Raw genomic sequence first — 13934 nt, 5'->3', positions numbered from 1 at the left:
GCAGTCGCGCCGGACCTTCGCTGTCATAGCTCGGTAGTCCACGGGCCCTTGCGCTTCGTGGCCCCGATCGAGCAACGAAACACGAACCCATGGAAGTCCGCATGCAACGCAGCAGCCGCCGCACGGTGTCCCGGCGCAACCCGCCGAACGCGTCCTCTTCTTCTTATTCGTCTGCCGCATTCGCGCAGGTCCGGCTCACGCCGCTGGTGCGCGCCATCGCGCTGCTGCTGGCCGGCGGCGCCGCGTTCGACGGCGCGCAGGCGCAGCAGGCGTTCAGCGGCGCCTGGATGGCACAGAAGAACATGGCGCAGAGCACCGCGCTCGCCACCGGCCGCCTGCCCAACGGCCTGCCCGCCGCGATGCTCGCGGGGCCGCAGGCGCAGCAGCAGCGTGCGAACGAACAGCTGCAGCAGTCCCTCGGCAACCTGAACCTGGCGGCGCGCGCCATCGCGGCGCAGCAGTCGGCGCAGGCCGCGGCGCGCGCCGCCGCGCAGCACGATCCGTCGGTGCCCGACGGCCTGGCCGAAGGCGGCCTGAAGGTCGACACGAACGCGCTCACCGCCGGCTGGCACAACGCGCGCCCGCTCACGACCGATTCGCAGCGCCAGGCCGCGGGCCGCACCGTGGTCACGGTCGAGCAGACGGCCGACAAGGCGATCCTCAACTGGGAGACCTTCAACGTCGGGCGCAACACCACCGTGAAGTTCGACCAGCAGGCCAGCTGGTCGGTGCTCAACCGCGTGAACGACCCGAAGGCGCGGCCCTCGCAGATCCAGGGGCAGATCCAGGCCGATGGCACGGTGATGGTCGTGAACCGCAACGGCATCGTGTTCAGCGGCAGCAGCCAGGTCGACACGCGCAATCTCGTGGCCGCGGCCGTGGGCATGAGCGACGCGCAGTTCAAGCGAGGCCTGTACAGCGAAACGCGCGGCAGCACCCAGGTGCCGGTGCTGGCCAACGACCTGGTGCTCCACGCCACCGGCGCCACGCACCGCGCGGCCACCGCCGACGTGGTGGTGGAGCCCGGCGCGCGCATCGCCACGCGCCGGCCCACCAGCGTCACCGAGGGCGGCGGCTATGTGCTGCTGGCCGGGCGCGAGGCGCACAACCACGGCAGCATCACGACCGCCAACGGCCAGACCGTGCTGGCCGCCGGCGACGCCTTCGTGATCCGCAAGGGCATGGGCACCGACGGCAACAGCGACTCGAGCACGCGCGGCAACGAGGTCGATCCGCTGCGCCTGGCCGGCAGCGCCGCCGGCCGCGTGCGCAACACCGGCCTGATCGCCGCGCCGACCGGCGACGTGACCCTGGTCGGCAAGACCGTGGAGCAGCAGGGCGTGCTGCTGTCCAGCAGCTCGGTCAACACGCGCGGCACGCTGCACCTGCGGGCGGTGGGCGAAGCGGGCGAGGCGCGCGTGACGCTGGCGCCGCAGAGCACCAGCGCGATCGTGCTGGAGAACGACGGCGCGACCGCGCTCGACGTGCAGCGCGACACCCTGCTGAAGGACTCGATGCGTCTGAGCGACGGCGGCTACAACCGCCGCGACCAGTCGCTGGTGAAGATCGACTCGGCCGGCGACATCGACTTCGACGGCGGCTCGCTCACCCTGGCCACCGGCGGCCAGGTGCAGGCGCGCGCCGAGCGCCGAACGCGCGTGGCCAGCGGCGCCGCCATCGACGTGGCCGGCGCGGTCGGCGTCGGCGTGGCCATGGCGTCCAACAACGTGAAGATCAACGTGCAGGGCAACGAGCAGCGCGACGCGCCACTCAACCGCGACGGCAAGCGCCTGAACAACCTGGACATGTGGATCGACCGCCGCGACCTCGTGCGCGTGGCGGCCGGCGTCAACGGCTACGCCGGCGAGCGCTGGTACACCGGCGGCGGGCTGCTGGAGGTCGGCGGCTACCTCAACACCGACGGCCACACCGTCGGCGAATGGGCCGCGTCGGGCGGCACGGTGGCCTTCGCCGGCGGCGAGCTGGTCACGCAGCGCGGCTCGCGCATCAACGTGGCCGGCGGCACGCTCGACGTGCAGACCGGCCGGCTGCAGCAGAGCTGGCTCAAGGGCCCCGACGGGCGCCTGTACAACCTGTCGACCGCGCCGGCCGACATCGTCTACACCGGGCTGTACCGCGGCTTCGAAGACGAGCACGCGCGCTGGGGCAAGACCACCACCGGCTACTTCTATAACCCGCTGATCGCACCGCGCGAGCGGCTGGAAAACGGCTACACCGTGGGCCGCGATGCCGGCCAGGTGCAGGTCGGCACGCGCGCCGCGGTGCTCGAGGGCGACATTGACGCCACCGTGTTCCAGGGCGAGCGCCAGCAGCGCAAGCGCGATGCCGGCCTGGACAGCTACCGCCAGCTGCAGACCGCGGCCCCGCTGGCCGGGCGCCTGGTCATCGGCGGCGTGGCGCCGGTCTACGACGCCGCCACCGGCCTGCTGCGCGACAACCCCTCCGCGCGGGTCGACCGCGTCACCTTCGCCGAGGCGCCGATCTCGCCCGCCGCGCTGGCCGATGCGCTGGCCGCCGGCGAGGCGCTGCCGAAGGAGCTCGCGGGCCATGTGCGCATCGACAGCCAATGGCTGCAGCGCCAGCGCCTGGGCGGCGTCGTCGCCTATGCGAACGACACGGTGGCGGTGACGTCGGCCCTCGCTGTCGCGCCCGGCGGCGGCATCGCACTGCACGCGCCCACGGTGACGGTGGAGGCCGACCTGGTCGCGCGCGGCGGCAGCATCGCGCTGGGCGACCTGGTCAGCCGCTTTGCCAGCGCCAACGGCGGCAGCTGGGTCGACATCTCCATTGCCGACGTGCTGCCGATCGGCTACGCGCCGCGCGTGGTGGTGGGCGAGGGCGTGCGGCTGGATGCGCGCGGCCTGTGGAGCCACATCGCGCAGTCGCCCGACCGCATCGAGGGCCTGCCTTACGTGGACGGCGGGCAGGTCACGCTGCGCAGTACCGGCGATGTCGTGCTCGGCGCGCGCAGCCTGGTCGACGTGTCGGGCGGCGCGGCGCTGCTGGCCGGCAACGAACTGCGCGGCGGGCGCGGCGGCGACGTGACGCTGATGGCGGCCCAGCCCGGCAACGAAGGCGCGGGCCCGGGCACGCTGCGCATGGACGGCGAGGTGCGCGGCCATGGCGTGAAGGGCGGCGGCAAGCTGACGCTGGCCAACGGCGCGGCCATCGGCATCGGCGAATTGCCTGCGGGCGGCGACGGGCAGCTTGCGGCGGGGCGCAGCAGCACCGTGCACCTGCGGCTGGCCGGTGACTACGTGATCGCGGCCGGCAGCGAGATCCCGATGGACTTCGCCGTCACGGTGTCGCGCGCGCTGCCGGGCGAGGCGCTCAAGGAGAGCGTGCAACCCGGCGTCAGCAACGCGCGCACCGTCATCACCGGCGCCGACTGGGTGGTGCCGCCGGGCACGCAGGCGTTCCTGCTCGACGGCAAGGGCTACGAGCCGGGTCAGACGGTGCCGGCCGGCAGCGTGCTAGCGGCCATCACCCTGCTGGCCCAGGGCTACGTGCTGCCCAAGGACGTGTTCCCCTCGGGCCTGCCGATTCCGCCCAAGACCATGTCATACAAGGCCGGCACGGTGGCCGCCGCCGACACCGTGATGCCCGCGGGCACGCCGATCGTCGCCGGCAACGCGCTGCCGCGCGCGGTCGCGGTGCAGCCGCTGCTGCGCCTGGACACCGGCCTGTTCCAGAGCGGCTTCGCGCAGTACACGGTGCGCGGCCAGGACGGCGTGGCCGTGGCCGACGGCGCGCGCGTGGACGTGCGCATGCCTGTGCAGCGCTTCGACCCCGTCGCCGGCGCGCTCGCGCCCACCGGCGCCGACCCGTCCACCGCGCTGCCGCTGTGGACGCCGCCGGTGTACCAGGACGATCCGGTGAAGCAGAAGCTCACCCAGCGCGCCGGCGCCGACCTGACGCTGGAGGCCGGCACGCTCTACCAGCGCGCGCCGCTGGTGGTGGGCGAGGGCGCCCACATCGCGCTCGACCCCGGCCGCACGCTCACGCTGCGCGGCAACGACCAGATCACGGTCGATGGCACGCTGTCGGCCTGGGGCGGGCGCGTCTCGCTGCTGCCGGGCGATCACGGCACGGGCAACGCACGCAACCTGGCCGACGGCATGCCCAACGCACGCTCGTACTGGATCGGCGAGCACGCGCTGATCGACGTCGCCGCGCGCCCGGTGGTGGCCACCGACGCGCGCGGCCACCGCTACGGCCAGGTGGCCAACGGCGGCACCATCGAGATCGGCGCGCGCCATGTGCTCGATGCCACGCAGCTGGACGCGGCCGATGCCTTCGTGGTGCTGCGCCCCGGCGCGCGGCTGGAGGCCTCGGGCACCTCGGCGACGCTCGACCTGGCGGGCCGTGGCGCGACCGAGGTCGCCAGCCACGGCGGCACCATCGCGCTGAGTTCTTTCCGCGGCCTGTTCCTGGACGGTGACCTGCGCGCCGCGGCGGGCGGCGCGGGCGCGGCCGGCGGCATGCTGGCGCTGAACCTGGACACGCCCATCTACGGCACGGTGGCGCGCTACAACCTGAAGGGCGAGAACGTCGACGACGCGGTGCGCGTGCCGCGCGAGATGCTGCTGGCGCAGATGCAGGGCCGCAGCGCGGTGGCCGATGCCGCCGGCCTGCGCCCCGGCCAGGCGCACGGCGCCCTGGCCTACGGCACGGCGCGCATCGGCGTCGACCGCATCCACGACGGCGGCTTCGACAACCTGTCACTGCTCAGCCACGGCATGCTGTCCTTCGACGGCAGCGTCGATCTCTCGCTCGGCCAGAGCCTGCGCCTGACCACCACCGCGCTGGCCCTGGCGGATGCGTCCGCGCCCGATGCGCGTGTGGCCCTGGCGGCGCCTTACATCCGCCTGGCCGCCAGCGGGCGCACCCAGATCGACGACTACATCCTGCCCAACCCGGTGCTCGGCTCGCGCAACGCCGGCGGAGGGGCCGGCACGCTGGGCGTGCCGCTGGTGTCGGCCGGCAGTTCGCTGCGGCTGGACGCGCAGCTCATCGACCTGGCGGGCATGGTGCAGCAGGGCGTGCGCGGCACCATCGTGCGCAACGTGCCCGAGGACCTGGTCGTTGAGCGCAACGCCTTCGACCACACGTTGCTGCGCAGCAGCGGCGACCTGCGCCTGTCGAACAACGCCAGGTTCTACGTGCCGGGCGACCTCACGCTGGCGGCGGCGCAGATCTACCCGGCCACCGGCGACAGCGGGCTGGTGCAGGTCGGCCAGCGCAACGTCATCGACAAGTGGGGCACTCGCCAGGCCGAGATGGACATGAACCGTCGGCTGGTGATCGAGCGCGTGGGCGACACGCCGGCCATGCCGCAGTCGGCCTTCGGTTCGCTCACCTTCCACGCCGCCCACATCGAGCAGCGCGGCGTGCTGCGCGCGCCGCTGGGCGGCATCGCGCTGGGCAGCGTCTTCGGCGACACCTCCACCAGCACCGTGCAACTGCATGCGGGCAGCCTGACCTCGGTCAGCGCCGACGGGCTGCTGATGCCCTACGGCGGCACGCAGGACGGGCTGACCTACCTCTTCAACGGCAAGGACGTGGCCTACCGCGTGCCCGGCGTCGGCCCGGCCATCACGCTGTCCGGCCATGCGGTGGACGTGCGCGAGGGCGCGGTGCTCGACATGTCGGGCGGCGGCACGCTCACCGGCACCGCCTTCCTGGCCGGGCGCGGCGGCTCCACCGACGCGCGCATGCACCCGCTGGTGCAGGTGGGCGCGCAGCGCAAGGGCTTCGTGCTGCCCGGCCTGGCCACCAACCCGGTCTATGCCATCGTGCCGGGCGTGCAGCCGCTGCAGGCGCCGCTCGGCGCCGAGAAGGGCGCGAGCGATCCGGCAGTAGGCCGGCAGATCACCGTCGGTGCTGGCGTGCCCGGCTTGCCGCCGGGCCGCTACACGCTGATGCCCTCTGCCTACGCGCTGCTGCCCGGCGCCTTCCGCGTCGAGCTCAACGGGCTGGCCGCGCAGGTCGGCGCCCCGGGCAGCGCGACGGCGATGCGCAACGGCTCCTACACCGCGCCCGCGCAGCTGGGCGTGGCCGGCACCGGCATCCACGACGCGCTGCCGCTGCAGGCGGTGTTCACGCCGGGCGACGTGCTGCGCACCTACGCGCAGTACAACGAGACCGGCTATGCCGACTTCGCCGTGGCGCAGGCGCTGCGCGACGGCGTGCCGCGTCCGCTGCTGGAGCGCGACGCCAAGGCGCTGCGCTTCCAGTTCGGCCTGAAGGGCTCGGCGGGCGAGATGCCCGGCGAACCCGCGCTGCGCTTCGCCGGCACCGCGCGCTACGCCACGGTGGGCGACGGCATGGGCGGCACGGCGCTGGTGCTCGGCGGAACGGCGCGCTCCTTCGAGGTGCTGGGCGACGGCGCCGCGCCCACGCCGGACTTCAAGGGCACCTCGCTGCATGCGCGCGACCTCAACGCCATCGGCGCCGCGCAGCTGGCCATCGGCGGCGCGCCGGCGGGCACCTTCGTGCAGGACGCCACCGCGGCCGACCGGCTGAGGGACGCCAACCGCCTGGGCTTCAGCAGCGCGGCCGAGGGCATCGTGCTGCGCGAGGGCGCGGTGCTGCGCGCGGGCGAGGTGTTCCTGGTCACCGACCGCCGCGACTCGGGCATCACCGTCGAGTCCGGTGCCGGCATCGACACGCTGGGCCGCGGGCCGGCGGCCTGGGACTCGCGCCGCGGCTACATCTACGAGCCGGGCTTGCGCAGCGTGCTGGCGGTGTCCAACGGCTGGATCGACATCCAGCCGCCGTCCGCGTCCAGCGGCGGACAAACGGGCCCCGGCCGCATCGACATCGGCGTGTGCGCCTCCAGCGGCAGCTGCAGCGCCGGCGCGCGGCTGTATTCCGAAGGCACCATCACCGCCGCCACCGACCAGGCCTTCACGCTGGGCGAGAGCACGCGCTACGGCACGCGCAACCTGGTGCTGGCGCTGGGCGGCATCAACGTGGGCGGCGAACGCGCGCTGGGCGACGCCGCCGCGCGCGGCGCGCTGCCGCCGGGCCTGACGCTGAACCAGTCCGTGCTCGACCGCCTGCTGCGCGGCGACACCAGCACCGGCGCACCGGCGCTGGAAAACCTGGTGTTCACCGTGCGCGACGCGGTCAACTTCTTCGGCTCCACGCAGCTGTCGACCATCGACCCCGCCACCGGCCAGTCGACGATCGCGCGCCTGATGCTGACCACGCCCGCCATCTACGGCTGGGGCGATGCCGACAGCGTGGCGCGCATCCACACCGACGTGCTGGTGTGGAACGGCACGCGCACGCCGCCCGGCCTGGTGGCCACCGGCGGCGCGGGCACCGGCAGCGGCCGGCTGCAGATCGACGCGCGGCGCATCGAACTGGGCGCCGCGCGCGACATGCGCGTGGACACCGTGCACGACATGGACCGGCTGGTGCTGGGCTTCGGCGAGGTGCAACTCAACGCCAGCGAGCAGGTCACGGCGCGGCAGAAGGGATCGCTCTCGGTCTACCAGTCGCAGGGCGCGTGGGACGAGGCCGCCAAGGGCTACGTGCGCACGGGCGGCACGCTGCGCATCGACACGCCGCTTTTGACCGGCGAGGCCGGCTCGGTGATGCGCTACACCGCCGGCGGCGACGTGCGCGTAGCCGTGCCGCAAGGCATGCAGCCGGGCGCGATGACCGACGCCGAAGCATCGCGCGCGCTCGGCGCCGAGATCGCCATCGACGGGCGCAGCGTGACGCTCGACACCGCGGTGGTGCTGCCCAGCGGCAAGCTGGTGCTGCGCGCCGACGGCGACGTGCAGCTGCACGACGGCGCGCGGCTGGACCTGGCCGGGCGGCGCCTGCGCTTCTTCGACGTCGACAAGTACAGCTGGGGCGGCGACGTGGAGATCGAAAGCCGCACGGGCAACGTGCGCCAGGCCGCGGGCGCGCAGATCGACCTGTCGGCGCAGAACAACCGCGCGGGCCGGCTGGCCGTCACCGCGCTCGGCGCGGGCGCCGGCCAGGTCGAGTTGCTGGGCCGCATCGCCGGCGGCAGCAGCGGCGAGTACGACGCGGGCGGCACCGCGGTGCCCTACGCGGCCGGGCGCATCGACGTGCGCGCGCAGCGCCTGGCCGACTTCGCCGGCCTGAACCACCGCCTGACCGATGGCGGCGTGGTCGGCGAGCGCAGCTTCCAGCTCAAGCAGGGCGACCTGGTGGTGGGCGACGAGCTGAAGGCGCGCGAGATCAACCTCTCGGTCGACGGCGGCCACCTCACCGTGGCCGGCACTGTGGACGCCGGCGGCGTGCAGGTCGGCAGCATCCGGCTGGCGGCGCGCGACGGCGTCACCCTCGGCGGCAACGCGCTGCTCGATGCGCACGGCACGCGGCTGCGCGTGGACAGCTACGGCCAGGCCATCGAGGCGCCCAACCGCGCCACCATCGAGATCGACAGCGGCAAGGGCCGTCTCGTGCTGGAGAGCGGCGCGCGTATGGACCTGCGCGCCGGCACCGACGGCACGCCGCGCGCCTTCGGCACGGTGGAACTCAACGCGCCGCGCCTGGGCGGCGCGCGCGGCAACGACATCGACATCGACGCCGGCGGCACGCAGCGCATCGAGGGCGCGCGCACGATCACCGTCAACGGCTTCTTCCGCTACGACGACGCGCCCACGGGCACCGACCCGGACATCAGCGGGCGGCCCTACCAGCGCATCGACCAGGCCTACCTGCAGGCCAAGCACGAGGACAGCACGGCCTTCATGCGCAACGTGCTGGCCAACGGCGCACTGGTCGACGGCCGGCTGGCCGGCCTGCGCGCGTACGGCGATGCCTTCCACCTGCGCCCCGGCGTGCAGATCGTGAGCCGCACGCCCGATGGCGACCTGCAGATCGACGGCGACCTCGACCTCTCGGCCTTCCGCTACGACAGCCTCAACGCGCGCACGCAGCGCACCGGCGTCTACGGCTCGGGCGAGGCCGGCGCACTGGTGATGCGCGCGGGCGGCAACCTGAAGATCCACGGCAGCATCAACGACGGCTTCGACACCTCGGCGCTGCCGGCCACGCGCGACGACGACGGCTGGGTGCTGCTGAAAGGGCGCGTGCCCTTCGGCGGCGACGTGGTGGTGCCGCGCGGCGGCGTGGTCACGCTGGCCGAGAACACCTTCCTGCAGCCCGGGCGCGCGCTCAACTTCCAGGCGCCGCTCAAGGCCATGAGCCTGGCGGCCGGCACCGTGCTGCCGGTGCGCGCGGTGCTCACCGAGGGCTACACGCTGCCCGCGGGCACCGTGCTCGGCGGCGCGGTGCGCGATGCGTCCGGCCAGGTCCTTCATGCGGCCGGCACCGTGCTGGCGCAGCCGCTCGTGCTGGGCGCGAACATGCAGCTGGACCCCGGCGTGCGGCTGGCGGGCGCGGCCAAGGTCGGCCCGATGCTGTGGCCGGTCGGCGTGCCGCTGCCGTTCCCCGACGGCGCCGTGCTGGACGTCAACCAGCCGCCGTTCTACCGCTACAACGGCCCGGTGCTGGCGCGCGAGGTGCCGCTGCAGCGCGGCGCCGTCATCCCGGCTGAGACGGTGGTCGTGCTGCCCGGCGGCGCGGCGTCGGTCCGGCTGCGCCTGGCCGACGGCGACGGCAACCAGGGCCGCAACTTCGCCATCGCGCCGATGCTGGCCGAGGGCTCGCAGTCGTGGTCGATGCGCCTGGTGGCCGGCGCCGACACGCAGGCCGCCGACAGCCGCGCGCTGCAGCCGCGCGGGCCGCAGCGCGACCTGCTGCTGGCCGACACGCACTACGGCAACGCCTTCACCAAGGAGCTGGTCTCCGGCGGCAAGGTGTGGTCCTGGAACCAGCAGGCGGAGGACGAAGGCCTGGGCGGAAAGGGCGTGATCCTCACGCCGGAGGAGGTGTCCTGGGGCATGTGCGACATCGGCTATTGCGACCTGGTCTCCGAGACCCCCGAGGTCTGGGACTTCAAGTCCTACCCCGTGCGCCAGCCGCTGTTCAGCGTGGTGCGCACCGGCACCGGCGACCTGGACCTGCTGGCGGGCAACGACTTCACGCAGCGCTCGCCCTACGGCATCTACACCGCCGGCACCCGCGCCGCGGCGCGCGCGGACGACGCCGACTTTCACCTGCCGCGCGCCAAGGGCCCGCAAGGCACGGTGCTCAACGGCGGCTACGACATCTTCGAGCAGTTCGTCGACAGCCAGAGCCTGTACCGCGCCTGGTACCCCGACCACGGCGGCAACCTGCGCATGCGTGTGCAGGGCGATGCGCGCGGCGACACCATCGGCGTGCGCGGCAACATGCGCCGCACGACCGACGAACTGGGCATCTTCCGCAAGCAGATGCCCAGCGCCATGCTCGGCAACTGGCTGTGGCGCCAGGGCACCGGCAGCGTGGTGCCGGGCGCCGAGGGCGTGCCCACCGCGTGGTGGATCAACTTCGGCAGCTACGTCGCGGGCCACGAAGGCACGACCTACGACCTCGGCGGCCTCTGGCCCTACCTGGTCGGCTTCACCGGCATCGGCACGCTGGGCGGCGGCAACCTGGTGTTCGAGACCGGCGGCAACGCCGGGATGATGGAGCAGATGGGCGACCACAGCGCCACCTACGTGGCACGCAGCCAGGGCCTGCATCTCGCCGTGGGCAGCACCGGCCGCGTGACGCGCGCGGGCGAGCTGCTGCTGACCGGCGGCGGCGACCTGGACGTGCGCATCGGCGGCACGCTGAACCCGGCGCCCGAGGTGCGCGCCGTGCCCGCCAGCACCACCTGGCAGGCCGGCAGCCTCCAGCGCTACGACCGCATGCGGCTGGACCTGAACGGGGTCTTCGCCAACCTGCGTGGCGCGCTGCGGCTGGAAAGCGGCGCGGTGGGCGGCATCGAGCTGGACTTCGGCACGCCCGGCCCGAAGGACTCGCGCGCGCTCAGCCCCTACGTCGCCGGCTCGTCGATCGCCTCGGGCGGCCCGGTGCTGATTCCCGGCGATGCCGGCGTGCGTCTCGACGCGCGCGGCGACCTGGTGCTGGGCGGCGTGGCCGATCCGGGGCGCGTGCCCACGCTCACGCACGGCACGCCCTTCAGCGCCAACGGCACGCAGCACCCGGGCGAGGGCTGGACCTGGTTCTCGCTGTGGACGCCGTCGACCGCGATCGACCTCTTCAGCGCCGGCGGCAACCTCACGCCCACGCTGGGCTGGACCGACCTGGGCGATCGCACCAACCACCAGGCGACCGACGGCCGCTTCGTCTACCCGGCGGTGCTGCGCGCGCTGGCGGCCAGCGGCAGCCTGTACTACGGCAGCGCGAGCTCGGGCGTGCGCGACGAGTCGAGCAACGGGCCGGTGCTGTCGCCCTGGAGCCTCACGCTGGCGCCGTCGCCGGTCGGCCCGCAGTACGCGGTGAAGCGCACCGCGCAGCTGGAGCTGCTGGCGCGCGACTCCATTCACGCGGCGGGCTACACCATCACGCCCTCGGGCGCCGATCCGTCGCGGCTGGTGGACCCGTTCCAGCCGGGCTTCGCCGCGCTGGGCGGCGAACTCTGGTACGGCCGCGAGCTGATCCACAACACGGCCGCCGACGCGCTGCTGCCCTCCATTGCACTGGACGGCCAGAATTCGTGGCTGCGCTTTCCGCTGTTCACGCTCACCTCGCCCAGCGTGGCCGACGTGGCGCCGGCGGGCCAGCCGCCGTCGCGCTTCTATGCGCTGGAGGGCGACATCGTGGGCCTGCGCACCGGCTCGATCGTCTACCGCGGCTCCAACACCGGCGTGGCGACGCCGAACGGGCTCTGGTACGAAGGCGCCGGCCCGGTGGCGATCCGCGCCGGGCGCGACATCGTCGGTGCCGGCACCGCGCTGGGCGAGGTCGATCTCGTGCCGTCGGAGGGCGCGGGCTGGCGCGGGCGCGACTTCCCCGGCCGGCCGGAACTGCCGTCGCAGCCGCAGACGCTGAACGCCGCCTCGGCGCGCGGCAACCTGATCGTGCACCGCCACGCCGACGACGTGTCGGTGGTGGAGGCCGGGCGCGACATCCGCAACAGCAGCTTCCACATCGCCGGCCCCGGCGAGCTGGTACTGAGCGCCGGGCGCGAGCTGTACATGGCCGACAAGGGCGAGCTCAAGAGCCTGGGCGCCATCGTCAACGTGAAGCCGGGCGACCGCAGCAGCGGCGCCGGCATCTCGGTGGCGGTGGGCGTGGGCCGCGACGGGCCGGACTGGGCCGGCTTCGCCGCGCGTTACCTCGACCCCAAGCGCCGCGCCGCGAGCGGCCAGCCCTTCGCCGACCAGCCCGGCACCGCGCTGTACAGCTACGGCGGCGAGCTCACGCTGGCCGGCTGGCTGTCGCAGCAGTTCGGCTACGGCGGCGACGAGGCCGGCGCCGATGCCTACCTCAAGCGCAAGCAGGCCGAGATCGACGGCCAGCGCAGCGAAGGCGGCGGCAGCACGCGCCGCGACCTGGTGCGCGAGTTCGGCCTGGCCGAAGGCCTGCACCTGGTGAACTGGCTGCGCGACCGCTTCGGCGGGCGCAACAGCCAGGGCCGCCACTTCGACGCCGCCACCATGGACGCGCAGGCCTTCTTCGCCGCGCTGCCACCCGAGCAGCAGCAGGTGTACCTGCGCAACGTGTACTTCGCCGAACTGCGCGCCGGCGGGCGCGAGTACAACGAGGAGGGCGGCCCGCGCCGGGGCAGCTACCTGCGCGGGCGCGAGGCCATCGCCACGCTGTTCCCGGCGCAGGGCGCCGACGGCAGCGCGCGCTGCTACCAGGGCGACCTGACCATGTTCAGCAGCGCCAACTACTACGCGAGCAGCTCGGACCCGTTCACCAAGCGCCCGCAGGCCGGCAAGAGCTACCTGCGGCGCGACGCCTGGACGGCCGCCGGCCGGCCCAGCGACATCGGCGTGTACGACGCGCTCGATGCCGGCATCCACACCAACTTCGGCGGCAACGTGAACATCCTCGTGCCGGGCGGGCGCACGCTGGTGGGGGTGGACGGCGGCTTCGTGCCGGGCGAGGGCTCGGGCGTGCTGACGCAGGGCGCGGGCGAGGTGCAGATCTATTCGCTGGACAGCATCCTGCTGGGCCAGAGCCGCATCTTCACCACCTTCGGCGGCGGCATCCTGGCCTGGTCGGCGCAGGGTGACATCAACGCCGGGCGCGGCTCCAAGTCGACCGTGGTCTACACGCCGCAGCGGCGCCTGTACGACGACGCCGGCAACGTCAGCCTGTCGCCGACCACGCCCAACACCGGCGCCGGCATCGCCACGCTGAACCCGATCCCCGAGGTGCCGCCGGGCGACATCGACCTGATCGCGCCGCTGGGCACCATCGACGCCGGCGAGGCGGGCATCCGCGTGTCGGGCAACGTGAACCTGGCGGCGCTGCGCGTGGCCAATGCCGAGAACATCCAGGTGCAGGGCAAGTCCACCGGCGTCCCGGTGGTGGCGGCGGTGAACGTGGGCGCGCTCACCAACGCCAGCGCCGCCGCCTCGCAGGCCGCCACCGCGGCGCAGGACGCCGTGCAGCGCGACCGCGCGGCGCAGCGCCAGGCGCTGCCCTCGGTGTTCACCGTGCGCGTGCTCGGCTTCGGCAACGAACCCGCGGGCGGCGAGGGCGGTGGCGGCGGTGCCGGCCGCGAGCGCAGCGGCGCGGCCTACGACCCCAGGGGCGTGGTGCAGGTGCTCGGCGCGGGCGCGCTCACGACCGCGCAGATGCAGTCGCTCACGCCGGGCGAGCAGCGAGGGCTGAAACGCTGAGGCGCTGAACCTTTGCGCTACCCGCGCAGGCGGAAAAAACAGAAGGGCCTCCCATGCGGAGGCCCTTCTTCTTATGTGCGCGAAACCCGCCGCGCCGGACCTCGTGCCGATTTCTTGATGAAGTTTTCGTGACAAACGACAGTCGCCGCGCACGCCGTGCGTCTAGGTATCGGTACG

General features: G+C 73.7%; 1 protein-coding gene. It reads left to right on the top strand.

The window, feature by feature from the left end:
- Nucleotides 1-101 precede the first annotated feature (101 nt).
- Entirely contained in the window at nucleotides 102-13757 is a 13656-nt protein-coding gene (locus AC07SQ_RS05010; RefSeq protein WP_495270555.1) for a filamentous hemagglutinin family protein, read from the top strand.
- Nucleotides 13758-13934: the final 177 nt, after the last annotated feature.

It is taken from the genome of Variovorax sp. GW821-FHT06D12 (genome assembly GCF_059419205.1).
The sequence above is the reverse complement of the archived record's forward strand: the minus strand, read 5'-3'. Positions and strand labels throughout refer to the sequence as shown.